This window comes from Stenotrophomonas maltophilia, assembly GCF_006970445.1.
In the GTDB taxonomy this organism is placed as follows: domain Bacteria; phylum Pseudomonadota; class Gammaproteobacteria; order Xanthomonadales; family Xanthomonadaceae; genus Stenotrophomonas; species Stenotrophomonas maltophilia_AU.
Genome location: NZ_CP033877.1, coordinates 1,083,385 through 1,106,444 on the forward strand (window position 1 = coordinate 1,083,385; position 23,060 = coordinate 1,106,444).

28 protein-coding genes are annotated in these 23,060 nt (G+C 67.7%); 10 read left to right on the plus strand and 18 right to left on the minus strand.

Annotated elements, in window-relative coordinates; all coding sequences use genetic code 11:
• Nucleotides 1-21: 21 nt before the first annotated feature.
• From hpf to EGM71_RS04985, 7 genes are all read right to left on the minus strand, one after another.
• Nucleotides 22-339 (minus strand): ribosome hibernation-promoting factor, HPF/YfiA family, encoded by a 318-nt coding sequence (gene hpf / locus EGM71_RS04955; RefSeq protein ID WP_005415556.1) that lies wholly within the window; start codon nucleotides 337-339, stop codon nucleotides 22-24.
• Nucleotides 340-397: 58 nt separating this feature from the next.
• Complete coding sequence (locus EGM71_RS04960; RefSeq protein WP_188488155.1) at nucleotides 398-1,819, minus strand: RNA polymerase factor sigma-54; 1,422 nt, start codon at nucleotides 1,817-1,819, stop codon at nucleotides 398-400.
• A gap of 40 nt (nucleotides 1,820-1,859) precedes the next feature.
• Nucleotides 1,860-2,579: an LPS export ABC transporter ATP-binding protein gene (lptB, locus tag EGM71_RS04965; RefSeq protein ID WP_005415558.1), complete on the minus strand. Its 720-nt coding sequence runs from the start codon at nucleotides 2,577-2,579 to the stop codon at nucleotides 1,860-1,862.
• Nucleotides 2,579-3,145 (minus strand): lipopolysaccharide transport periplasmic protein LptA, encoded by a 567-nt coding sequence (lptA, locus tag EGM71_RS04970; protein WP_188488157.1) that lies wholly within the window; start codon nucleotides 3,143-3,145, stop codon nucleotides 2,579-2,581. The genes lptB and lptA overlap by 1 nt, the downstream gene beginning before the upstream one ends.
• Nucleotides 3,146-3,246: 101 nt before the next feature.
• Nucleotides 3,247-3,822: an LPS export ABC transporter periplasmic protein LptC gene (gene lptC, locus EGM71_RS04975; protein WP_188488159.1), complete on the minus strand. Its 576-nt coding sequence runs from the start codon at nucleotides 3,820-3,822 to the stop codon at nucleotides 3,247-3,249.
• The gene (locus EGM71_RS04980) at nucleotides 3,819-4,367 is read right to left on the minus strand and encodes a KdsC family phosphatase (protein ID WP_049415164.1); all 549 of its coding nucleotides are present in this window, start codon (nucleotides 4,365-4,367) and stop codon (nucleotides 3,819-3,821) included. Before EGM71_RS04980 ends, lptC begins: the two co-directional genes overlap by 4 nt.
• Before the next feature lie 65 nt (nucleotides 4,368-4,432).
• Nucleotides 4,433-5,434 carry a KpsF/GutQ family sugar-phosphate isomerase gene (locus EGM71_RS04985; protein ID WP_049434447.1) on the minus strand — a complete coding sequence of 334 codons (1,002 nt, stop codon included), beginning with the start codon at nucleotides 5,432-5,434 and terminating at the stop codon, nucleotides 4,433-4,435.
• Nucleotides 5,435-5,488: 54 nt separating this feature from the next.
• Here EGM71_RS04985 and EGM71_RS04990 point away from each other — a divergent pair, with 54 nt between their 5' ends.
• The 3 genes from EGM71_RS04990 to EGM71_RS05000 are packed head-to-tail and all read left to right on the plus strand — an operon-like array spanning nucleotide 5,489 to nucleotide 7,335.
• The gene (locus EGM71_RS04990) at nucleotides 5,489-5,719 is read left to right on the plus strand and encodes a BolA family protein (RefSeq protein ID WP_005408396.1); all 231 of its coding nucleotides are present in this window, start codon (nucleotides 5,489-5,491) and stop codon (nucleotides 5,717-5,719) included.
• 21 nt (nucleotides 5,720-5,740) lie between these two features.
• Nucleotides 5,741-7,012 (plus strand): UDP-N-acetylglucosamine 1-carboxyvinyltransferase, encoded by a 1,272-nt coding sequence (gene murA, locus EGM71_RS04995; RefSeq protein ID WP_014036247.1) that lies wholly within the window; start codon nucleotides 5,741-5,743, stop codon nucleotides 7,010-7,012.
• On the plus strand, nucleotides 7,009-7,335 hold the full coding sequence (locus EGM71_RS05000) for a hypothetical protein (RefSeq protein WP_049459898.1): 327 nt from the start codon (nucleotides 7,009-7,011) through the stop codon (nucleotides 7,333-7,335). Before murA ends, EGM71_RS05000 begins: the two co-directional genes overlap by 4 nt.
• Before the next feature lie 115 nt (nucleotides 7,336-7,450).
• Here the strand turns inward: EGM71_RS05000 and EGM71_RS05005 are convergent, their stop codons facing one another.
• The 7 genes from EGM71_RS05005 to purM all read right to left on the minus strand — a co-directional run bounded on the left by EGM71_RS05005 (nucleotide 7,451) and on the right by purM (nucleotide 12,373).
• On the minus strand, nucleotides 7,451-8,134 hold the full coding sequence (locus tag EGM71_RS05005) for a DUF3108 domain-containing protein (RefSeq protein WP_188488161.1): 684 nt from the start codon (nucleotides 8,132-8,134) through the stop codon (nucleotides 7,451-7,453).
• 2 nt (nucleotides 8,135-8,136) lie between these two features.
• On the minus strand, nucleotides 8,137-8,958 hold the full coding sequence (locus EGM71_RS05010; protein ID WP_188488163.1) for a DUF3108 domain-containing protein: 822 nt from the start codon (nucleotides 8,956-8,958) through the stop codon (nucleotides 8,137-8,139).
• Nucleotides 8,959-9,025: 67 nt separating this feature from the next.
• Nucleotides 9,026-9,685, minus strand: coding sequence for a phosphoribosylglycinamide formyltransferase (purN, locus tag EGM71_RS05015; RefSeq protein WP_188488165.1), 660 nt, complete (start codon nucleotides 9,683-9,685; stop codon nucleotides 9,026-9,028).
• Entirely contained in the window at nucleotides 9,682-10,344 is a 663-nt protein-coding gene (locus EGM71_RS05020) for a DUF2238 domain-containing protein (RefSeq protein ID WP_223224537.1), read from the minus strand. Before EGM71_RS05020 ends, purN begins: the two co-directional genes overlap by 4 nt.
• A 41-nt stretch (nucleotides 10,345-10,385) precedes the next feature.
• A complete protein-coding gene (locus EGM71_RS05025; protein ID WP_188488167.1) occupies nucleotides 10,386-10,808 on the minus strand; it encodes a hypothetical protein in 423 nt (140 codons plus the stop codon).
• Nucleotides 10,805-11,293, minus strand: coding sequence for a hypothetical protein (locus EGM71_RS05030; protein ID WP_188488169.1), 489 nt, complete (start codon nucleotides 11,291-11,293; stop codon nucleotides 10,805-10,807). The genes EGM71_RS05025 and EGM71_RS05030 overlap by 4 nt, the downstream gene beginning before the upstream one ends.
• Nucleotides 11,294-11,314: 21 nt before the next feature.
• Complete coding sequence (gene purM, locus EGM71_RS05035; protein ID WP_188488171.1) at nucleotides 11,315-12,373, minus strand: phosphoribosylformylglycinamidine cyclo-ligase; 1,059 nt, start codon at nucleotides 12,371-12,373, stop codon at nucleotides 11,315-11,317.
• Nucleotides 12,374-12,472: 99 nt separating this feature from the next.
• Here purM and EGM71_RS05040 point away from each other — a divergent pair, with 99 nt between their 5' ends.
• The 3 genes from EGM71_RS05040 to hda are packed head-to-tail and all read left to right on the plus strand — an operon-like array spanning nucleotide 12,473 to nucleotide 15,485.
• A complete protein-coding gene (locus tag EGM71_RS05040) occupies nucleotides 12,473-13,612 on the plus strand; it encodes a DUF2066 domain-containing protein (RefSeq protein ID WP_100439385.1) in 1,140 nt (379 codons plus the stop codon).
• Nucleotides 13,609-14,778, plus strand: a complete 1,170-nt coding sequence (locus tag EGM71_RS05045; RefSeq protein WP_188488173.1) for an AI-2E family transporter — start codon at nucleotides 13,609-13,611, stop codon at nucleotides 14,776-14,778. The genes EGM71_RS05040 and EGM71_RS05045 overlap by 4 nt, the downstream gene beginning before the upstream one ends.
• Entirely contained in the window at nucleotides 14,778-15,485 is a 708-nt protein-coding gene (gene hda / locus EGM71_RS05050) for a DnaA regulatory inactivator Hda (protein ID WP_188488175.1), read from the plus strand. Before EGM71_RS05045 ends, hda begins: the two co-directional genes overlap by 1 nt.
• Before the next feature lie 520 nt (nucleotides 15,486-16,005).
• Here the strand turns inward: hda and murU are convergent.
• The 4 genes from murU to EGM71_RS05070 all read right to left on the minus strand — a co-directional run bounded on the left by murU (nucleotide 16,006) and on the right by EGM71_RS05070 (nucleotide 19,634).
• A complete protein-coding gene (gene murU / locus EGM71_RS05055) occupies nucleotides 16,006-16,716 on the minus strand; it encodes an N-acetylmuramate alpha-1-phosphate uridylyltransferase MurU (protein WP_188488177.1) in 711 nt (236 codons plus the stop codon).
• Complete coding sequence (locus tag EGM71_RS05060; protein ID WP_188488178.1) at nucleotides 16,713-17,738, minus strand: aminoglycoside phosphotransferase family protein; 1,026 nt, start codon at nucleotides 17,736-17,738, stop codon at nucleotides 16,713-16,715. The genes murU and EGM71_RS05060 overlap by 4 nt, the downstream gene beginning before the upstream one ends.
• Nucleotides 17,739-17,801: 63 nt before the next feature.
• Complete coding sequence (locus EGM71_RS05065) at nucleotides 17,802-18,071, minus strand: GlsB/YeaQ/YmgE family stress response membrane protein (RefSeq protein WP_188488180.1); 270 nt, start codon at nucleotides 18,069-18,071, stop codon at nucleotides 17,802-17,804.
• A 69-nt stretch (nucleotides 18,072-18,140) separates the two neighbouring features.
• The gene (locus tag EGM71_RS05070) at nucleotides 18,141-19,634 is read right to left on the minus strand and encodes a M20 family metallopeptidase (RefSeq protein ID WP_126928499.1); all 1,494 of its coding nucleotides are present in this window, start codon (nucleotides 19,632-19,634) and stop codon (nucleotides 18,141-18,143) included.
• A 199-nt stretch (nucleotides 19,635-19,833) separates the two neighbouring features.
• Here EGM71_RS05070 and EGM71_RS05075 point away from each other — a divergent pair, with 199 nt between their 5' ends.
• From EGM71_RS05075 to EGM71_RS05090, 4 genes are all read left to right on the plus strand, one after another.
• Nucleotides 19,834-20,160: a ComEA family DNA-binding protein gene (locus EGM71_RS05075; RefSeq protein ID WP_223224538.1), complete on the plus strand. Its 327-nt coding sequence runs from the start codon at nucleotides 19,834-19,836 to the stop codon at nucleotides 20,158-20,160.
• Nucleotides 20,161-20,511: 351 nt separating this feature from the next.
• Complete coding sequence (locus tag EGM71_RS05080) at nucleotides 20,512-21,609, plus strand: L,D-transpeptidase (protein WP_188488184.1); 1,098 nt, start codon at nucleotides 20,512-20,514, stop codon at nucleotides 21,607-21,609.
• Nucleotides 21,610-21,626: 17 nt separating this feature from the next.
• Nucleotides 21,627-22,352 (plus strand): murein L,D-transpeptidase catalytic domain family protein, encoded by a 726-nt coding sequence (locus EGM71_RS05085; protein WP_004147404.1) that lies wholly within the window; start codon nucleotides 21,627-21,629, stop codon nucleotides 22,350-22,352.
• A 34-nt stretch (nucleotides 22,353-22,386) separates the two neighbouring features.
• On the plus strand, nucleotides 22,387-22,995 hold the full coding sequence (locus tag EGM71_RS05090; protein ID WP_188488186.1) for a HutD/Ves family protein: 609 nt from the start codon (nucleotides 22,387-22,389) through the stop codon (nucleotides 22,993-22,995).
• Nucleotides 22,996-23,060 lie beyond the last annotated feature (65 nt).

Sequence of the window (23,060 nt, forward strand, 5' to 3'; positions counted from 1 at the left end):
GTCTGCGGGGAACGGTGGCGATCAGCCACCATTGTCGCCCACCGGCAGCGGTGCGTGCTGCTGTTTTTTCTCCTTGTGCTTGATGACCAGGCGGTCAAGCTTGTCCGCAAGCAGGTCGATCGCGGCATACATGGTCTGGCCGCCGGCCTCGGCGTGCAGGGTCTGCCCCGGAATGTTGAGGCTGGCGTCGACGTGGTGTTCGGTCTTCTGCAGCTTGAGGGTCACCCGCGCTTCGCAGTGCTGGTCGAAGTGTTTTCCGATCCGGGCCAGCTTCTCCTCTACATAGGACTGCAGGGCCGGGGTGACTTCGACGTCTTTGCCAAACGTTTCGATGCGCATCGGGTTTCTCCTGTGTTCGGATGTGCCAATGAACCTCTCCGCCGGGCGCGGCGGCGCGTCAAGCGATTCTGACCCTTTCGTGCGAGGCGGAGATGTTCATGGCTTCACGATACTTCGCCACGGTGCGCCGCGCTACTGGAATTCCCGACGATTTGAGCAGGTCAGCCAGCTTGGCGTCAGAAAGCGGCTTGCGCGGGTTCTCATCGTCGATCAGGCGCCGGATCATCGCCTGGATGGCCGTGCTGGACGCCTCGCCACCGCCCTCGGTATCGATGCCCGAGGCGAAGAAGGCGCGCAGCGGCAGGGTGCCGCGCGGCGTACGCACGTGCTTGCGGGCGATCGCGCGCGACACCGTGGATTCGTGCAGGCCCAGCTCGGCGGCGATCTCGCGCAGGGTCAGCGGGCGCAGCGCCTGCTCGCCGAATTCGAGGAAGCCTGCCTGTTGCAGGATCAGGCTGCGCACCACCCGCAGCAGGGTTTCGCCGCGCTGCTGCAGGCCCTTCAGCAGCCAGCGCGCCTCCTGCAGCTGGCCGCGCAGGTAGCCGGCGTCGGCCTCGCCACAGCGGCGGATCAGCTGTTCGTAGCCCCGGTGGATCACCACCTTCGGCCCGGCGTGGGCCGCCAGCGCCGCGCGCCAGATGCCGTTCTGCCGCCACACCACCACGTCGGGCACCACGTAGGTGTCCTGCGAAAGCGGCGCGATCTGCGTGCCCGGGCGCGGGTCCAGCGAGCGCAGCAGGGCGACCGCCGTGTCGACCTCGTCCAGTGGCTGTTTCAGTTCATGGGCCAGCCCGGCGACGCCACTGCGCGGCAGCCGTTCCAGCGGCCCTGCGGCAATCTGTCGCGCCAGCGCCAGCCCCGGCGTGTCGGCAGGCAACACGTCCAGCTGCAGCTGCAGGCACTCGCCGAGCGTGCGCGCGGCAACGCCGACCGGGTCGAAGCGCTGGATGCGATGCAGCACTGCAAGGATTTCAGCCTCATCGGCATGGACCGACGGCAGCAGGGTTTCGGCGATGGTGGCCAGCGGTTCGCGCAGGTAGCCGTCGTCGTCCAAGGCATCGATCAGCGCAGCGCCGATGCTGCGGTCATGCATGGAAAGATGCGACAGGTGCAGCTGCCACAGCAGGTGGTCGGCCAGCGTCTCGGTTTCGGCCACGCGCTCGGCGGCGCTGCCGGTGTCATCGTCATCATCGAAGCTGCCGCCACTGCCGGCGGCGCTCCAGTCGAGTTCGGCCGGTGCCCAGTCGTCGCCGCTGTCGGTGCGTTCGGCGGAGGCGTCGGCATCCGTGCTGTCGACGCCTTCATTGGCGGCACTGCTGTCGTTGCTGTCGGCCCAGTCCAGCAGTGGATTGCTTTCCACGGCCTGGGCGATTTCAAGCTCCAGCTCGGTCGTGGACATCTGCAGCAGCTTGATCGCCTGCTGCAGCTGGGGCGTGAGCACCAGCTGCTGTCCCAACGATGTCTGCAGCCGAGTCTTCATGCCTGTGCCGAACGGAAGGAAAGGGACCCGGCGCCAGCGGTCACAGCTTGAAGGAATCCCCAAGGTAGACGCGACGTACGTCGGCGTTGTCCAGGATCGCCTCCGGCGAGCCCTGGGCCAGCACGGTGCCCTCGGCGAGGATATACGCGCGGTCGCAGATTCCCAAGGTCTCGCGCACGTTGTGGTCGGTGATCAGCACGCCGATGCCACGTTGCTTGAGATGGGTGACGATGCGCTGGATTTCGCCCACCGAGATCGGGTCGACACCGGCAAACGGTTCGTCGAGCAGGATCAGGCGCGGCTGCGCGGCCAGTGCGCGGGCGATCTCGCAGCGACGACGCTCGCCACCGGACAGGCTGGCGCCGAGCTGGTCGGCAACATGGCCCAGCTGCAGTTCGTCGAGCAGGCTGTTCAATTCGCGTTCGCGGCCGGCCGAATCCAGGTCTTCGCGCAGTTCCAGCACCAGGCGGAGGTTGTCGGCCACGGTCAGCTTGCGGAACACCGACGGTTCCTGCGGCAGGTAGCCCACGCCCTGCTTGGCACGGGTGTACATCGGGTCGCTGGTGATGTCCTTGCCGTCGAGCACGATGCTGCCTGCATCGGCGGCGACGAGGCCGACGATCATGTAGAAGCAGGTGGTCTTGCCGGCGCCGTTGGGGCCGAGCAGGCCGACCACCTCACCAGCGTCGAGGGTCAGCCCGAAGTCCTTGACGACTTCGCGCTGCTTGTAGCGCTTGCGCAGGCCCTTGGCGACGAGCATTACTTCTTGCTCCCGGCCGGCTTGGCCGGCGTGCTGGCCGGAGCCGTCGCCTTGGGCGCGGCCGCCGGCTGTGCCGCCGGGTTCTTGTTCTTCGGCGGAATGACGGTGCGCACGCGGCTGCCATCGCCGCCGGAGTTCATCTCGCCGCTGCGGGTGTTGTAGACCATGCGCTGGCCGGCATTGGTGCCGCGCGCGCTGGTGACCTTGTAGTTGCCGGTCAGGGTGATGATCTCGGTCTTGATGTCGTAGTCGATGCGATCGGCCACCGCGTCCATCCAGGTACCGTCGTCGAGCTGCTGCTTCATCGTGGCCTGCTTGCCGGTGAACACCGCACGCACGGCCTCGCCGTCCTTCAGGTAGATCTCGGCTTCGGACGAGCGGATGTCCAGCGAGCCCTGGGTGACGGTCACGCCCTGCGAGAGCACGGTCTTGCCATCGCCGGTGAGCACGCCGGACTGGGCGCCGGAGTCGATGTTCATGTTCTCGTTGCGGTCGGTGGACTTGGCAAAGGCAGCGCTGGGAACAAGGAGACCGAGCGCGAGTACGGCTGCAAAGGGAATCTTCATCGGGGTCCGTTCTACCGGTGGGGCCGCCCGGAAAACCGGGGGCGGGTGGGTGGGCTGCCTGCCTTGCGCCTGTCCGGGGACGTCGCAGGAGGGCGGCGGAATCAGCGTCGGGGCGTGTAACGGCCCTTGGACTGGCTGAGGAAATGATACGTGTTGTTCTTCGAATCCACCTCGAAGCCAACGCCGGACTGTTCCATGCCGGGGCGGGTCATCGTGACCAGCGCATCGGTGCGGGCACGGTTCTCCTTCGGGAACACGTCCAGGTGGTCGGTGCGGAAGGTGGTCGGCACCACGCCCGGATCGGCCGGGCTGTCGCCGGCGACATTGCCGCGCAGCTTCATCTCGTCGCCCTTGGCGCTGAGCCAGCCGGTCTCGGCACGCAGGGTCCAGTGCTTGCCATCCTTGTCGGGCATCTCGAACAGCGGGGTGGCGATGTTGATGGTCTGGTCGCCACGCTGGCGTTCCAGCAACGGCGCGCGCAGGGTCGTCGATTCCTTGCCGTGCTCATCCAGCGCGACGATCTGGAAGTCGTGCAGGATGTAGTCCACGCCGACTTCCTGGCCGGCAGTGGCCGGGCCCTTGTCGCGGTTGCGCAGGGCGGCCCAGCTGCTGAGGAGGGCCGCCAACAGCAGGCCGATGCCGAGCACGGTGCGCCAGTTCAGGGTCGGCAGGTTCATGCGCCGAACCTCGCCAGCACCGCATCCACATGGCCCTGGGCGGCCAGCAGGATGTCGCACAGCTCACGGGCTGCGCCACGTCCGCCATCGGCACGGGTCTGCCAGTGCACGCGCTCGGCGATCCACGGGTGGGCGTTGGCCGGCGCCACCGCCAGCCCGACCGCGCCAAGCGGCGCCAGGTCCGGCAGGTCGTCGCCCATGAAGGCCACCTGCTCCAGGCCGATGCCGTGCTGCGCACACAGCGCCTGCACGCTGGCCAGCTTGTCGCCCACGGCGATCTGGGTATCGATGCCGAGGTCGGCGCCGCGCTTGAGCGCGGACTGGCTGTTGCGCGCGGTGATCAGCACGGGGTGGATGCCGTGCTGCTGCAGCAGTTTCAGGCCCAGGCCGTCCTGCACGAAGTATGCCTTGCTCTCGTTGCCGTCCTTGTCGTAGTACAGCCGACCGTCGGTGAGGGTGCCGTCCACGTCAAAGCAGGCCAGGCGGACGCGGGCCGCGGCGGCATGCAGGTGGGCGGGAAAGGCGGGCAGGGGGGACCAGGGCATCAGGGCGGCAGGCTCGATAGGTTCGGGTGGGCAGTACAGACTGAATGGGGTCTACGGACTGTCGGTTAAACCACCCGGGCCCGCAACAGGTCATGAATGTTCAGGGCGCCGACCGCACGACCCTGGCCGTCGACCACGATCAGGCCGGTGATCTTGTGGGTCTCCATCAGCCGGGCGGCCTCAACGGCCAGCTGGTCGGCACCGATGGTGCGCGGGTTGCGGGTCATCACATCGGCGATCTTCGCAGTCCGTACGTCCAGCGCACTGTCCAGCGCGCGGCGCAGGTCGCCGTCGGTGAACAGGCCGATCAGCACGCCGTCGGCGTCGACCACGGCGGTCATGCCCAGCCGTTTGCGGCTCATTTCCATCAGCGCTTCGCTGAGGCTGGCGTCGGCACCTACGCTGGGCAGGTCTTCGCCGGTGTGCATGACGTCGGTGATGTGCAGCAGCAGGCGGCGGCCGAGGCTGCCGGCCGGGTGCGAGCGGGCGAAGTCGTCGGCGGTGAAGCCGCGCGCGTCAAGCAGGGCCACGGCCAGCGCATCGCCCATCGCCAGCGAGGCGGTGGTGCTGGAGGTCGGCGCCAGCGCCAGCGGGCAGGCCTCGGCCGGCACGCTCACGTCCAGGTGGATGTCGGCGGCGGTGGCCAGGCTCGACTGCGGGCGGCCGGTCATGGAGATCAGCACGTTGCCCTGGCGCTTGAGCACCGGCAGCAGCATCAGCACCTCGTCGGACTCACCGGAATAGGACAGGGCCAGCACCACGTCGTCCTCGGTGATCATGCCCAGGTCGCCGTGGCCGGCTTCGCCGGGGTGCACGTAGAACGCCGGCGTACCGGTGGAAGCCAGGGTGGCGGCGATCTTGCGGGCGATATGCCCGGACTTGCCCATGCCGGTGGCGACCACCCGCCCGCGGCTGGCCAGGATCGCCTGGCAGGCCTGCTGGAAGGCCTCGCCGAGGCGATCGGCCACGGCATCCAGCGCCTGCCGCTCGATCTCGAAGACGCGGCGGCCGCTGGCGACCAGGCCGGCAGGGTCGACGGAACGGGGGGGCAACAGGGATTCGGCCATGCGGACGCCACGCAGCGGAAGTAGAATGGAGGCACATTTTATTAGGAAAGCCCGTTGGACGCCGACACCATCCGCAACCTGATCGAAACCGGCCTGCCCGGCGCCCGCGCCGACGTGCAGGGCGACGATGGCGTGCATTTCGAAGCGACCGTGGTCTGCGAGGCCTTTGCCGGCAAGATGCCGCTGGCCCGCCATCGGATGGTCTATGCCACCCTGGGCGACCTGATGGGCGGCGCGATCCACGCGCTGGCGCTGAAAACCGTGACCCCGGCCGAAGCCGGCTGAACCGCAGAAGATCCCGAATACATGGCCAAGATCGTTGTGACCGGCGGCGCTGCGCTGCACGGTGAAGTGAGCATCTCCGGCGCCAAGAACGCCGTCCTCCCCATTCTCTGCGCGACCCTGCTGGCCGATGCGCCGGTGGAGATAACCAACGTGCCGCACCTGCATGACGTGGTCACCACGGTGAAGCTGCTGGGCGAGCTGGGCGCCAAGGTCACCATCGACCAGGGCACGCTGTCACGCGGCAGCGCAATCGTGGTCGACCCGCGTTCGGTGAACCAGCACGTGGCGCCGTACGAGCTGGTCAAGACCATGCGCGCCTCGATCCTGGTGCTGGGCCCGCTGCTGGCCCGCTTCGGCGCGGCGGAAGTGTCGCTGCCCGGCGGCTGCGCGATCGGTTCGCGTCCGGTCGACCAGCACATCAAGGGCCTGCAGGCGCTCGGTGCCGAGATCGTGGTCGAGAACGGCTTCATCAAGGCCACCGCCAAGCGCCTGAAGGGCGGTCACTTCACCTTCGACATGGTCAGCGTCACCGGCACCGAGAACGTGCTGATGGGCGCGGTGCTGGCCGAAGGCACCACCATCCTCGACAACTGTGCGATGGAACCGGAAGTGACCGATCTGGCGCATTGCCTGATCGCGCTGGGCGCGAAGATCGAAGGCCTGGGCACCGCCCGCCTGGTCATCGAAGGCGTCGAGCGCCTGTCCGGTGGCCGCCACGAAGTGCTGCCCGACCGCATCGAGACCGGCACCTTCCTGGTCGCCGCGGCGATGACCGGCGGCAAGGTCACGGTCAACCGTGCGCGGCCGAACACCATGGACGCGGTGCTGTCCAAGCTGGTCGAAGCCGGTGCGAAGATCGAGACCACCGACGACACCATCACCCTGGACATGCAGGGCAAGCGGCCGAAGGCGGTCAACCTGACCACCGCGCCGTACCCGGCGTTCCCGACCGACATGCAGGCGCAGTTCATGGCGCTCAACTGCGTGGCCGACGGTGTGGGCGTGATCAACGAAACGATCTTCGAGAACCGTTTCATGCACGTCAACGAACTGCTGCGCCTGGGCGCGGACATCCAGGTCGAAGGCCACACCGCCATCGTGCGTGGCAGCGAGCACCTGAGCGGTGCGCCGGTAATGGCCACCGACCTGCGTGCCTCGGCCTCGCTGATCCTGGCCGGCCTGATGGCCAGCGGCGAGACCACCATCGACCGCATCTACCACCTTGATCGTGGCTACGAGAACATCGAAGAGAAGCTGTCTTCGCTCGGTGCCACCATCCGGCGCGTGCCATGATCCTGCGCGGCAAGTTCAGCCCGCGTCGCAAGGCGCTGCTGGCCCTGGTGCTGATCGTGCTGGCGTGGCTGGGCTATGCCTGGTACGCCAACATCGCCATCACCCAGGGCATCGAGCAGAAGGACATGGACTGGAACGGCGATGGCACGGTCTCGCGCGACGAGATCATCGAGTCGTTCTATGCCGTTGCGGTGAATGACAGCCAGGATGGCAACCGTCATTGCCGCACCTTCGTCTGGCGCAGCACCGGCGAGCAGATCCGCGTGGACTGCCGCACCGAGTTCAAGGCGGCCGAAGAGAAACCGGCCGAAGCGAAGAAATAGGAAAACGCCCGCGCAAGCGGGCGTTTTCTTTGGGGTACACCCATCCACGCATGGCGTGGATCTACTTCAGGTTTCCAGTAGATCCACGCCATGCGTGGATGACGTGGATCTCCGGTCAGTTCATCGCCTTGATGGTCAGGTCCAGCGCATCGCGGTCGTTTTCCCGCTGCAGCATGCGTGCCGGCACCGGGAACTCCGGCACGATCCACGCGATCAGTTCCTTGTTGCCATCGGCACGCGAGACCTTGGTGGCTTCGTAGCTCTTGCCGCCCACGGTGATCGACTCCTTGCCGATCACGCGGTAGGTCATGTTCTTGATGCGGCCTTCGTCGACCATGCGATAGGTCAGCGGCTTGCCGGCGGCCAGGTCGCGGGCGATCGCCAGGTTGATCAGCAGTGCATCCATGTCACCGGATTTCAGTGCGATCGGGCCGGCGCGGTCCGGCTTGATGTCACCGGTCCAGGTGGCCTGGTTGCTGGACCAGTTGTAGTTGGCCTGCACATTGCGCTTCTTCACCAGCAGCGCCGAACGGTCCTGGCTGCTGAGCGGGCGCAGCTGGCCGCGCACCTCTTCGAACACGGTGCTCTGGCTCAGGTCGGCCAGCTGGTTCTTCACCTGCAGCGTGTAGCGCCACTTGTTGGCGCCCTCGCTGCTCAGCGTCATGCTGCCATTGGCCTGCATGCCCATGTAGCTGGCCAGGTAATCGGCCTTGAACGGCTGCAGGGCCATGGCCGGCAGGCTGGCCACCGACAGCGCGGCTGCAGCGATCCAGGTGAGGGGGCGGGTCAGGGTGCTCATGCTCAGACTCCTTGGTATTCGATCAGGCGCAGATCGACGCGGTCTTCGCCGTCTTCGCGTTGCAGGATGCGCACCGGGGTGGGGACACCGTTGGCGATCCAGAGGATGGTTTCGTTGTTGCCGCCGTTGGTCCGGTAGACCCGCAGCGCGTTGTAGGACAGGTCGCCGACCTCGACGTTCTCGGTCTGCGGCGCGGCCTGGTAGTCGTGCTGGCGGACCTTGCCCATGTCCACGTAGCGGTAGTGCATGGTGGCGCCCGGGCGGGCATCACGCATGATCGCCAGATTGATCAGCAGGGCGCTCTGGTCGCCCGGCTGCAGCGGGATCGGCTGCGCACGGTCCTTCTTGACGTCGCCACTCCACTGCGCGGTGCCGGCCTGCCAGTTGTAGGTGCCGACCGCCTTCTTGCCCAGGAACAGGCCCTTGCGCACCGTGCTCTGGCTGAGCGGTGCATAGACGCCGCTGCGCTCCTCGAACACCGTGCTCTGTTCGATGTTCAGGCCCAGCACGCTGGCGAAGCCGCGGCGGCCGACCACCTGCATGTCCACCCGCCATTGGTTGCCGCCGGTGTGGGTGACCTGCATGCTGGCGTCGCCGGCCTCCTTGCTCTTGTAAAAGGCCTGGTAGGTGGCGGTGAACGGCTGCAGCGGCGGCGGCTCCCAGGCCAGCGCCGGAGGCATCGGCACGGCCGGTTCCGCGGGCGGCTGTACAACGGGCACCGGCTGCGCAGGGGCCGCAGGCGCTTGCGCCTGGCCCCAGCCCACGCCGGGAAGCACGGCCAGCGACAACAGCAGTGAAGTGGACAGCAGGGTCGTGGTCTTCATGAAGGACAGGGACCGCAGGAGGGGGCAGGATGCCAGCCCCGCAGTCAGCGGGGCGTGTGCAAGGGGGTTACCGGTTCAGGTTCCCGGCGGAATCTAGAGCCAGCGGGCTAAACAGGGGGTGACCGTCCAGTTGCGGCTGGCCGTCCCGTTCAGCCAGGCGGCCGCTGCACAACAACTGCAGGGTGGCGATCAGCAGCGGATGCTCCACCGCCAGCACGCGTGCAGCCAGGCTGTTCGCGTCATCGCCGGGCAGCACCGGCACCCGCACCTGGGCCAGCACGGCGCCAGCGTCCAGCTCGGGCACGACCAGGTGCACGCTGGCACCGTGCTCGGCATCGCCGGCGTCCAGCGCCCGCGCATGCGTGTCCAGCCCCTTGTGCGCCGGCAGCAGCGACGGGTGGATGTTGACCAGGCGGCCGTCGAAGCGCTGCACGAAGGCGGCGCCGAGGATGCGCATGTAGCCGGCGCAGATGATCCAGTCCGGTGCGACCGCGGCCAGCGCGTCGCCCAGTGCCTGCTCGTAGGCGGCGCGGTCGACGAATTCCTTCGGTGCGTGTGCCCAGCGCAGGCCAGCGGAGACCCGCTGCAGCGCGGCGGCGGTCGGGCGGTCGGAAAACACGCCGACCACCGTGGCGGGCAGGCGGCCCGCTGCGATGGCATCGAGGATGGCCTGCAGGTTGCTGCCGCGCCCGGAAGCAAGTACGGCAATGCGGGTGGGCGCGGTCATTGCTGGACGCTCCGGCGGACCAACGGCCAGGTCAGCAGGCTGCCTACGGTAGCCATCAGCATGTCGGCATGCGCGTCCCACATGTCGCCCTGCTGCCCGTTGTAGGCTTCGGCGGCATCCGGCGACAGGGCAAGCGCGATGGCCCACTCGAACCACTCGTAGACCAGGCTGGCGCACATTACGGTCATCACCGCCAGGGTGAAGGCCTGGCCACGGCGCAGCGCCGGCCAGGCATGGCGTGCCAGCTGCAGCAGCGCCGGAGTGAAGCAGACGCCGAACAGGAAGTGGATGAGGCGGTCGAAATGATTGCGCTGCCAGCCGAACGCCGCATTCGGCGACCAGCCGGTCAGCGCCTGCGCCCATGCATCGTAGGGCACGTTCGAGTACAGCCAGCGCGCAGCCACGCAGTGCAGGGCGATGAAGCCGCAGATCGCGATGAAGGCACTGTTGCCCAGCCAGCCACCCCGGCGGTCGACCCACAGCAGGGCAGCCAGCCCGATCACGGTCAGGGTGCTGTGCAGGGCCTGCTCGGTGGGCCACAGCGGGTGGACCCAGCTGATCGCGAACACCGCCAGCACGGCGGCGAAGGCCAGCTTCTTGGGGCCCGAGAAACGGGAGGCGGTGGGCGAGGCGGTCGTCGGGAAGGCAGGCGCGGACATGGGGAGTCGATCAGGGAAGGGCGGGGCGTCTGCCGGCAAGCTCAGACGCTGAGATGGTCGCCGCGGTCGAACAGTGCGGCCATGTCAGGCTTGGAAAGGAACACCCAGGCATAGGCGGTCAGGGCCATGCCCAGCGGTCCGGCCAGCACCGCCAGCCAGGCCGCGCGCTGGCACCAGGCCAGCCCGGTGCGACGTGACAGCAGGCGCGCGGTGTGCAGCTGCACGAAGCCAAGCGCGGCAGCCAGCAGTGAAATGACGCCATACACCGTGGCCAGCACCGCGCCATCGTCCAGCCCGCGCGAGCTGGCGACCAGACCGATGAAACCGAGGAAGGCCAACGCGGCCACCCAGTGGAAAACCGCCAGCGCGTAGAACAGCACCTTCAGCGTCTGCAGGTGGCTGGCCAGCTGCAGGTGCGCCAGGGTCTGGCGCGGCAGCGGCGGAGGTGCGCCCCGGCTCGTCATGCAGCGGTGCCCGCGGTGTCGAACGCGGCCTTGACCTGCGGACGCAGCAGCGTGATCAGGCTGAACACCCCCAGCACGGTACCGATCGGCGTGAACAGGCAGGCCAGGCCGGCCATGATCAGGCACAGCAGGTAGCGGCGTCTCTGGGCCAGGCAGCGGCCGGCATAGGCGACGAACGCGCCCAGGGTGACGCCACCGAATACGGCGACGCAACCGATGAGGGTGAACATCCAGCCGAACAGGCGCTGTTCGGCCGGCGAGGAGGGCTGATCGCCGGAGTTCATCGGCAGATTGCCGGTGAGGGCGGTGATGCCCAGCACGATGTGGACGATGAAGATCATCGAGAACAGCGCGATCAGGCCACCGACCACGTAGTGCGCGATGGACAGCATGCGCAGGTGGTCAGCATCCTGGGGGCTGAACGCCGGTACCGCGGTCGTTGGCGGCGGCACGGGGACGGGGGGCAGGGGGGGCGTTGCGTCCATGCGGGCTCCTCGGGGTCGGGTTCAGCCGATGTGGACGCGCTCGGCGCCTTCAGCGGTGACCACCTGGCCGATGGTCCAGTGATCCAGGCCCTGTGCCTTGACTGCCTCGGACACGGCGGTGACCTGGTCCGCTGCCACGATCAGCACGAAGCCGATGCCGCAGTTGAAGGTGCGCCACATCTCGCTGTCGGCCACGGCGCCTTCCTTCTGCAGCCACTGGAACACCGGCGGCAGGGCCCAGGACGAGGCCTGGATGTCCAGGCCGAGGCCGTCGGGCACCACGCGGATGATGTTCTCGGTCAGGCCGCCACCGGTGATGTGGGCCATGCCGTGGATGGCGCCGCCGTGCGACTTCAGCAGCGACAGGATCGGCTTCACATACAGGCGGGTCGGTGCCATCAGCGCATCGACCAGCTTCACGCCACCTTCCAGTTCCAGGTCGGCCGGGCGGCCGGCGCGGTCGTAGATGCGGCGCACCAGCGAGTAGCCATTGGAATGCGGGCCGGACGAGGCGATGCCGATCAGCACGTCGCCGGCGGCTACGCTGGCGCCGTCCTTCAGCTCGCTCTTCTCGACCGCGGCGACCGTGAAGCCGGCCAGGTCGTACTCGCCCGGGGCGTACATGTCGGGCATTTCAGCGGTTTCACCGCCGATCAGCGCGCAGCCGGCCTCGGTGCAGCCGTTGGCAATGCCGCCCACGACCGCCGCGGCGGTGTCGATGTCCAGCTTGCCGGTGGCGAAGTAGTCCAGGAAGAACAGCGGTTCGGCGCCCTGCACCAGCACGTCGTTCACGCACATCGCGACCAGGTCGATGCCGATCGTATCGTGGCGGTTCAGCTGGTGGGCCAGCTTCAGCTTGGTGCCCACGCCGTCGGTACCCGACACCAGCACCGGCTCGCGGTACTTGTTGGACAGGTCGAACAGGGCGCCGAAGCCACCGAGTCCGCCCATCACTTCCGGGCGGAAGCTGCGCTTGACCAGGGGCTTGATCCGCTCGACCAGCTCGTTGCCGGCGTCGATGTCGACACCCGCGTCACGGTAGGTGAGGGGGGAGGGGGCGGAAGACGGGGTGTTGGTCACGGGCGTCGGCGCTGGCAGGGGTTGAACGAGCGATTTTAACAGGCCGCATTGGCGCAAAGGCCGTATTCGGGCAACAATTCCCCCGGATTCGTCGAGCCAATGGATGTCCTGATGCGCCGCAGCCTGATTCTGACCCTGCTCCTTGCACTGAGCCTGCCGGTGGCCACGATGGCCCAGAGCGGCCTGCGCACCGAGGGAGATGTCGCCACCGCCTCGGGTGCGTACGAGGCCGAAGTGCCCGTCAACAGCCAGGCCGAAGCTGATCGCAACGGCGCCCTGGCCCGTGCCCTGAGCGTGGTGCTGGGCAAACTGTCCGGCGACCGCAACGTGATGTCCCGCCCCGGCGTGGTGCAGGCGCTGCGCAATGCCAAGGACTACGTGGCCAGCTACGACTACAAGCAGGACCAGAGCGTGGGCGCCAGCGGCGCACCGAGCTTCAGGACCCTGCTGGTGGCCCGCTTCCGCGAGGATGATGTCGATTCGCTGGTCTCGGCGCTGGGCCTGCCGCTGTGGCCGCAGCCGCGACCGAAGCCGGTGCTGTGGCTGGCCGTCGACGACGGCAGTGGCCCGCGCCTGGTCAGCGTGCAGCAGGCCAATGCCGCCCGCCCGCTGCTGAACCGCGCCATCGAGCGGGGTTACAAGCTGGGCCTGCCCAGCGGCGGCGCTGCCGAACAGGCCCTGGCCGGTGCCATCTGGCGCCAGGACAGCGCCGCCGTGGCCCGTGCCTCCTCGCGCTATTCGCCGCCGATGCAGCTGATCGGAAAGCTGTACCGTGCCAATGGCGGCTGGCAGGCGGACTGGGTGTTCGTCGACAACGGCCGTGAACTGAACAAGTGGACCAGCAAGGATGCCAACGCCATGCGCGCGATGGCCGCCGGTGCCGATGGCGCCGCCGATGCGCTGGTCAAGCGATACGCCAAGGCCGGCGTTGCCACCGGCCAGGCCGGCACCTACCGCGTGGTGGTGACCGGCATCAACAGCGCTGATGACTACCTGCGCCTGGCCGCCGGCCTGCGCGAGGTGCCGGTGGTGCGCAATGTCACCCCGCTGCACGCCTCGGCTGGCCAGCTGGAGTTGAGCGTGGAGATGACCACCGGCCTGGCCGGCTTCAACCGCATGCTCGGCGACAACGGCGTGCTGGTGCCCAGCGCGCCGCTGCCGGCCCTGCCGACCCCGATCGATGACACCACCGGTGCCCCGGTGGCCGCGCCGGTCAGCAACGAGTACCGGCTGCGATGACCCTGACCCCGGAAGCTGAAATCGCGCAGTTCCTGCGCCGGCTGAAGTACATCCTGTTCGCCGGCCTGATCGGCTGGGTGGTGTGGCTGCTGGCGCCGATCCTGACCCCGTTCGTGCTGGCACTGGCGCTGGCCTGGCTGGGTGACCCGCTGGTGGACCGCATCGAGGCCACCGGCCGCTCGCGCATGACCGGCGTGGTGCTGGTGTTCGCAGCGATGGTGCTGGTGATCGTGGCGCTGCTGCTGGTGCTGGTGCCGATGATCGAGCGCCAGATCACCACGCTGATCGCGGTTGCACCGCAGGCGCAGGCGTGGCTGATGGAAAAGGGCATTCCCTGGTTCGAGCACAAGACCGGCCTGGAAGTGATGCAGTGGATGGATCCGGACCGCCTGATCGAATGGGTGCGCAGCCATTGGCAGCAGGCCGGCGGCTTCGCCACCACGTTCATGGGCTACGTCTCGCGTTCGGGCTTTGCGATGGTGACCTGGGTGGTCAACATCCTGCTGCTGCCGATCCTGGCGTTCTACTTCCTGCGCGACTGGGACAAGCTGGTCGAGCGGGTGGCCTCGGTGATCCCGCGCAACCAGATCGGCACCATCAGTGCGCTGGCCCGCGAGTCCAACGAGGTGCTGGGGGCGTTCATCCGCGGCCAGTTCCTGGTGATGCTGGCGCTGGGCGTGATCTACGCCGGCGGCCTGTCGCTGGTCGGCCTCAAGCTGGGGCTGCTGATCGGCCTGATTGCCGGCCTGATCAGCTTCATCCCGTACCTGGGCGCGACCACCGGCATCCTGATGGCCATCGTGGCTGCGCTGGTGCAGGCACAGGGTTTCGACCTGAAGCTGCTGATCCTGGTCGGCGTGGTGTTCACCGTGGGCCAGCTGCTGGAAAGCTACGTGCTGACCCCGCGCATCGTCGGCGACAAGATCGGCCTGCACCCGGTGGCGGTGATCTTCGCGGTGATGGCCGGCGGCCAGCTGTTCGGCTTCCTCGGCATGCTGCTGGCGCTGCCAGTGGCGGCGGTGACCAACGTGCTGCTGCGTTATGCCCACCAGCGTTACCGCCAGAGCGAGCTGTACGTGGGCGAGAAGCCGGCGATCGTGCTTGATGGCGTGGTCGACGCCCCCCATATCATCGTTCCGAACGACAAGGGCCCCGACCTGAAGTGATGGGTGTGCCGCAACTGCCGCTGGCCCTGCATTACCCGCGGGACCAGCGCCTGGAGACCTTCATCGGCGCGCCGGATGGCGCGCTGGCGCAGCTGCGCGCGATCGCGGTTGGCGCCAGCCACGACTGGGTCTACCTGGAAGGTGCGGCGGGAACCGGCAAGACCCACCAGGCGCTGGCGATGTGCTCCAGCGCCGAGCAGGCCGGACGCCTGCCGACGTACGTGCCGCTGGCCAGTGCCGCCGGCTGCGTTCGTGCAGCGCTCGATGGGCTGGAAGCCCGCGAACTGGTGGCGCTGGATGGCCTGGACGAGGTCGCCGGCAACCGGGAGGACGAGATCGCGCTGTTTGATTTCCACAATCGCGCGCGCGCTGCAGGTGTGACCGTGCTCTACACCGCGCAGAAGGCACCGGGCGAGCTGGGCCTGGTGCTGCCGGATCTGCGCTCGCGGCTGGGCCAGTGCGTGCGCGTGCTGCTGCAGCCGCTGGATGAGGAAGGGCGAGCAGCGGTGCTGCGCGAGCGTGCACTGCGACGCGGGCTGGCCATCGACGAGGCGGCCATCGAGTGGCTGCTGTCGCACACCGGTCGTGAGCTGGGTGGATTGATCACGCTGCTGGACTGGCTGGACCGCGAGTCGCTGGCGGCGAAGCGGCGGATCACCGTGCCGTTCCTGCGCCAGGTGCTGGAAGAAGGCCGGCCCCGCTACTGAGGGTGGGGTTTGTTTGCAGGGCTGCGCCCTGCACCCGCCGAAGCCGAAGCAACGTCAACGTCAGAAGCTGGCTTTCTGAGGGGAGGCGGGGTGGCTCAGGTTGCGGCGGACGGCGCAAGTACGTCCATGTAGCCTCGGTCGCGCCATCCATGGCGCTCACGCCCCCGCAACCTGAGCCACCCCGCCTTCGACAGGTTCCCGCGATCTGCCGGAACTGCGTATTGCACTGCTGCTGGTGGGTGTCGACCTTGGTCGACACGTGTCTTGCTTGTGGTGGGTGACGACCGTTGGTCGTCACCAGAGCAAGCGCAGCGAAGCAACCCGCTTTTGCTTTTCTTTCTTTCTTCCGTGGCTGGACGCCCACGGAAACTGTCAGAGGCCGGGCGGGTGGGCCATGCAGGGGCGTTGGCGCCATGGATGGCGCCATCGAGCTTACAGGGACGTACTTGCAGCGTCCCCTGCATGGCCCACCCGCCCGGCCAAACGCGCGATTCGCTCTACGCGACCAGCCACGAGGGGCTCAGCCGTTCGCCGCCAACTCAACATCCAGCGCGCGCAGGCGATCCACGGTGCCGACATCGGTCCAGCGCCCCCGATGGTGCTGCCCCGTCATCAATCCCTGCGCCATGAAATGCTTCTGCAGCGGCACCACCGAGAACTTCGGCGGCAGCCGCTCGCTGCCCGGCGCATCACCAATCACCGCGCGCCAGTCGGCCACGATCGAAGGACGGTACACGCCGATCCCGGCATAGGTCAGGCACGGTCCTGCGCGGTCGTGGTGCAGCAGGCCCTGTGCATCCAGGCGGTAGTCACCGTTCGGGTGCTGAACCGGATTGTCGACCAGCACCAGGTGTGCCTGGCCCTGCGGCTCGCGCGGCAGCGTGGCGAAATCGAAATCGGTCCAGATATCGCCGTTTACCACCAGGAACGGGGCGTCACCCAGCACCGGCAGTGCGTTGAGGATGCCGCCGCCGGTTTCCAGCGGGGTCTGTCCTTCGTACATGAAATGCAGGCGCAGGCCCCACTGGCTGCCATCGCCCAGCGTCGCCGGGAACTGTTCGGCCAGCCACGCGGTGTTGACCACTACCTCGCGCACGCCGAGCGCGGACAGTCGCTCCAGATGCCAGACAATCAGTGGCTTGCCAGCCACTTCCAGCAGCGGCTTGGGCGTGTGCAGGGTCAGCGGGCGCATGCGCTCGCCCAGGCCAGCGGCAAAGACCAGCGCCTTCATCGGGCCACGCGCATCGGTGCGGCCAGTTCGGCCAGCGCCGGTTTGATGCGGTCGTCCAGCAGCTGCTGCAGCGGTGCCAGTTCGCGGTAGCGCGGCAGTACTTCATCCAGGTAGTTGATGAAGCGCGGTGCGTCGTCCAGGTAATGGCCCTTGTTGTCGCGGTAGCGCAGGCGGCAGAACAGGCCGAGGATCTTCACGTGGCGCTGGATGCCCATCCAGTCGGCATCGCGCAGGAAGGTGGCGCGGTCGGGCACCGGCAGGCCAGCATCGCGCGCACGCTCGTGGTACTGCGCCAGCCACTCGTCCACGCGCTGCAGCGGCCAGCTCAGGAAGGCGTCCTTGAACAGGCTCACCGCGTCGTAGGCGATCGGGCCACGCACCAGGTCCTGGAAATCCAGCACCGCGGGGCCGTCGTCGACCGGCATCAGGTTGCGCGGCATGTAGTCGCGGTGGGTCATCAGCTGAGTCTGGCCCAGCGCGTTGTCCATCAACCGGCGATGCACCAGCTGCAGCCCTTCAATCTCGCCGCAGTCCAGTTCCAGGTTCAGGTGGCGCTGCAGGAACCACTCATCGAACAGCCCGGCATCGCGTTGCAGCAGCGCTTCACCGAACTGGCCGAAGTCGGGCGGCACCGGGATCGCCTGCAGGCGAAGCAGCTGCTCGATCGAACGGCCGAACCATTCATCGGCATTGCGCTCGTCGAGGATCTTCGCCAGGGTCGGGCCGCCGAGATCTTCCAGCAGCAGGAAGCCGGCCTTCAGGTCCTGCGCCAGCAATGCGGGCACGCGCAGGCCGTTGTCGTGCAGCAGGCCGCGCATGCGCAGCCACGGCCGCGGATCTTCCAGCCCCGGCGGGGCGTCCATCACGATGTGGCTGCCGCGCGTGCTGGTGGTGCGCCAGTAGCTGCGCATGCCGGCGTCAACCGAAGCGCGTTCGACCACCGCGTTGGCATCATCGAGCTGGGTACGGGCCCACTGCAGGCGCTGCGCGCTGCGCTGGGGATCGGAGGCGGGTTCGGTCATGCGGGCATATCCGGGCGCGCCGGGCGCGCCAACGTCGGGAACAGGAAGGGAAGGGGGACGAGGTCAGCGGCGGCCGCTGAACAGGCGCAGGACGGCCAGCACGGCCACCGCGCCCACCACCGCACCGAGGAAACCGGCCGGTTCGCCGGGCGCGTACCAGCCCATGTACTGGCCGAACCAACCGGCCAACAAGGCACCGAGGACGCCCAGCACGATGGTCAGCAGGCAGCCCATGCGGTTGTTGCCGGGCATGAAGAAACGCCCGAGCAGGCCGACGAAGAAGCCGACCAGCAGGATGTACAGCCAGCTGCTGCTGCCGAACAGACCATTCATGCGCGCGGATTCCGCTTGAGTGTGGACGCAGCCTAGCAAGGCCAGGCTGCGTCCGTCACGAGTGCCGGATCAGCAGCAGCCGTGGTCGCCGTGGCGGGTGCCGCTGTCGGCAGCCACCGGCGAACCGCTGGTCTCGCCACGCAGGCTGGCGGCGTAGTGCTCGCTGATCACCTTGGACACGCAGGCAGTGACCTTCTTGCCCATCGGGATGTGCAGGAACTCGTTCGGGCCGTGCGCATTGGAGTGCGGGCCGAGCACGCCGGTGATCATGAACTGCGCACCCGGGAATTTCTCACCGAGCATGCCCATGAACGGAATCGAGCCGCCTTCGCCCATGTACATCGCCGGCTTGCCGAAGAAGGCCTGGCTGGCATCGTCGATGGCCTGGGTCAGCCACGGCGCCATCGCCGGGGCGTTCCAGCCGGTGGAGGCCTTTTCCAGGTCCAGGGTAACCTGCGCGCCGTTCGGCGGATCGCGCAGCAGCGCTTCCTTCAGCAGCTCGCCGCAGGTCTTGCCATCGGCGGTCGGCGGCAGGCGCAGCGACAGCTTCACCGAGGTCTGCGGGCGCAGCACGTTGCCGGCCGATTCCAGCGCCGGCATGCCACCGACGCCGGTGACCGACAGCGCCGGGCGCCAGGTGCGGTTGAGCACCAGCTCGGTCAGGTCCTCGTTCATCGGGCGCAGGCCGTCGACCATCGGGAACTTCTCGAAGATCTCGGTATCGACCACTTCGGCGGCACGCTTGGCCTGCGCCTGGCGCTCGGCCGGGATTTCCACGTTCATGCCGTCGATCAGGATGCGGCCGGTGTCCTGGTCCTCGATGCGCGACAGCAGCTGGCGCAGCAGGCGGAAGCTGGACGGCACCACGCCGGAGGCATCGCCGGAGTGCACGCCTTCGTTGAGCACCTTCACGGTGAAGTTGCCGCCGGTCAGGCCGCGCAGCGAGGTGGTGCACCACAGCTGGTCGTAGTTGGCGCAGCCCGAATCCAGGCACACCACCAGCGACGGCTTGCCGATGCGGTCGGCCAGGTGGTCGACGTAGGCCGGCAGGTCGTAGCTGCCCGATTCTTCACAGGCTTCGATCAGCACCACGCAGCGGGCGTGCGGCAGGCCCTGGGCCTGCAGCGCCAGCACCGCGGCCAGCGAGCCGAAGATGGCGTAGCCGTCGTCCGCACCGCCGCGGCCATACAGCTTGTCGCCGCGCAGGACCGGGGTCCACGGGCCGAGGTCGTCATCCCAGCCGGTCATTTCCGGCTGCTTGTCCAGGTGGCCGTAGAGCAGGATGGTGTCGTCGCCGGTTTCGGCGCCGGTAGCCGGAATTTCCAGGAAGATCAGCGGGGTACGGCCTTCCAGGCGCACCACTTCAACCTTCAGGCCGGGCAGCTGCTGGGCCTTGGCCCAGTTCTCCATCAGCGTGACCGCCTGTTCCATGTAGCCGTTCTGCACCCAATTGGCGTCGAACATCGGCGACTTGTTGGGAATGCGGATGTAGTCGACCAACTGCGGGACGATTTCGCTGTCCCACTTGTCATTGACGAATTGGCCGAGCTTGGCGCTGTCCATCTGAAACTCCGGTTGCATGGGCTGATCCTTCCATTCTACGCCTGTGCCGTGGGTAGGGTTTTTCCTACATCACGTCGGGTATTTGGCTGGCTTACGAAAATCCGGGAAACCGATAGGCTGTGCACATGTGGTGACGGACACTGTTCCTACCGACGGGATTGCCGGTCGGGACGGCCAGAATCACAGGGAGATACACGTTGTGCCTTGGTTTGTCGTGTTGAGGGCACTGGTGCTGGTCGTGTGGATCGCTGGGGCGCATGCCGCCGAACCGATCGACATCAACCGCGCCGATGCCCAGGCGCTGCAGCAGGGATTGACGATGGTCGGAGCCGCCAAGGCCGAGGCGATCGTCGAGCACCGGCGCAGACACGGCCCGTTTCACCGCGTCGAGGACCTGACGCAGGTGAAGGGAATAGGGAAAGCGATCGTCGAACGGAATCGACAGCGGATCACCGTAGGCAACAGGCTGTTGCCAGCGGATCCGGTACCCGGATCGGTACCGGTGCGAACCGTACCAAGGCGCTGACAGCAGGAATCGTCGGAACCGGCAGGAGGCTGGTTCACCGGTCACGGACAGGACGCCCGTGACCACCGACCGCCGCAGGACGCGGCACCAATCACCAGGATGGTGGCATCACAGACCTGTGGAAGGGGCTGAGATACAAACAGGACAGACGCGGCCGCGTGCAGGATGCAACGCTACCCCCACAGCGCAGGATGCGAGGGGGCGGCAGCAGGCCGACAAGGACGTAACGATTGCCCGGTACGACACATGGCTGTGTCGCCGGGCAGTTTCATTTCCGGCGCCTGGTTTTGCCGCGGCCACCACGGGCCGATGGTGTACGGTGGCCGCTCCGCATGGAAAGGACCCCGCTGGATGCTTCCGCACCGCCCTACGACCCTGATGCTTGCCCTTGCCCTTGCCCTTGCACTCGCGCTGCCGCTGATGGCCCATGCGGCTGCGCCGACGACGGCAGCCAAACCCTCGGCTGCGGCTGCCACCACCGCCGACGTGCGTGGGCCGACCGACCTCAAGCCTGGCGAATATCTGTGGCATCCGGAAATTTCGCCGACCGGCCCGATCGTGCTGGTGGTCAGCCTCGATGAGCAGCGGGCCTATGTCTACCGCAACGGCATTGCCATCGGCCTGACCACGATCAGCTCGGGCAAGGCCGGGCACGAAACACCAACTGGCGTCTTCACCATCCTGCAGAAGGACAAGGACCACAAGTCCAATCTCTACAACAGCGCGCCGATGCCGTACATGCAGCGGCTGACCTGGGACGGCATCGCCCTGCATGGCGGCAGCCTGCCCGGGCATCCGGCCTCGCATGGCTGCGTGCGCCTGCCACAGGCCTTCGCGCAGAAGCTGTTCAGCGAAACCCAGCGCGGCGATACCGTGGTCGTGGCCGACGCCAAGAGCTCGCCGATGACCCTGGCCTATCCGTCGGTGCTGGCGCCGGTGAACGCGCGCGGCCAGGCCCTGCCGGAGACGGAGGGCGGAGTCCCGGCACAGGCCTGGTGGGATGACGCTGCGGCACCGGCCGGGCAGGTCGGCATCCTGGTCAGCCTGCACGACCAGCGCCTGTACGTGCTGCGCGATGGCGTGATGATCGGCGAGTCGCCGCTGAAGGCCGACGCCCTGCCGGCCTTCCAGGGCACCACGCTGTTCGTGATGGGGCAGGGTTACAGCAATACCCCCAGCCCGCTGGACGTGAACCAGCGCCTGCACCAGTGGACGGCCTATCCGCTGCTGGGCCAGGACCGTGCCCAGGCCACGCCGGATCTGCTGGCCACGCCTTCGCTGCCGATGGCGCTGCCGGCCGATTTCGCCCGCCAGCTGTACCAGGTGCTGGTGCCGGGCACGACCCTGCTGGTGACCTCGTTGCCGGCGGTCCGCCCAAGCCCGGCTGAATCCGGAATGCAACCGGTCTTGGAATCCGAGCCGCCAGGGTCCACCCTCAAGGGCAACTGAGTCCCCCTGTTGTGCCCATGACTGCATCCCGCCTGTGCCGGCTGGCCGCGTTCGGCCTGCTGGCGACCTCGGCCAGCGCCCCGGCGCTGGCACAGACGCCCGCCCTTGCCACCAGCGCCGATGATCTGGCTGCCTTGCTGTCGCGCAGTGCGCCCAAGGCCGATCGCCACGTGTTGCAGCTGGCGGCGCACGCCATGCGCTGTGCACTGCAGCGGCCGGAGCTGGGCATCAACGGTGATCGGCTCAGCGTGATCGATTATTCGCGGCCGTCCACCGAGCCGCGTCTTTGGGTGTTCGACCTGGCCCACCAGCGCCTGCTGTTCGAGGAATGGGTGGCGCATGGCCGCAACAGCGGCGAGAACCGCACCGAACACTTCTCCAATCGCGATGGCAGTTTCATGTCCAGTCTCGGCGCGTTCACCGCGCAGGAGACCTACATGGGCGGTAACGGTTACTCGCTGCGCCTGGCCGGGCTGGAGCCCGGCTTCAACGACCGTGCGCGCGAACGCGCGATCGTCATCCACGGTGCGCCGTACGTGAACCCGGCTACCGCGCAGCTGCAGGGGCGGCTGGGCCGCAGCCTGGGTTGCCCGGCGGTGCGGCTGTCGGTGGCCAAGCCGCTGATCGATGCGTTGCGTGGCGGCACGATGGTGTTCGCCTATTACCCGGACCAGGACTGGCTGAAGCACTCGCAGCTGCTGGGCGGCGAATGTGGTGGCCAGGGTACGCTCGCCACGCGGTGATGCACGACGGCGCGCGGCGTGATGCAATGCGCCGATGAACGTCGACTCTCTGTTGCACACTCCGAGCCAGGTGATCTCCCACCTGGACTATCGCCGCGAACGCTGGCGCAACGGCCTGGGCTGGACCCGCGAGATCCTGCGCCTGCCCGTACAGGGTGATGACTGGGCGCTGCGCCTGTCGGTGGCCGAGATCGAACAGGACGCCGCGTTCTCCGCCTTCCCCGGCGTGGAGCGCGAACTGGTGTTGCTGCAGGGCAATGGCGTGCACCTGCGCTTCGACGATGGCCGCGTGGCCGAAGTCCTGCCGCCGCATGGACGCGTACGCTTTGCGGGTGAGGAAGCACTGCACGGCGAACTGGTCGATGGCACCACCCACGACTTCAACCTGATGTGGAAGCGCGAACTGCTGCAGGCCGAACTGCTGCACCGGCCGCTGGTGGGCGCGATGTTCTTCTTCTGCGAGCCGGGCGTTGCATGGGCGTTGCACCTGCTGGCCGGTCAGGCCGAGTTCGGTGCCGACAGTGGCCTGCCGCCGCTGCAGGCCGGCGATACCGCGTGGCTGTCAGCGGGTGAACGGCAGCGGCACGCGTTGCAGGGCGGGGGCGAGTTGTTGGCTATCCGGGTGAGTGCGGCGGCGGGATGATTCCTGGGCGCCGGTCGGCACTATCCACGCATGGCGTGGATCTACTTGCAGTGCGGTTGCCACCC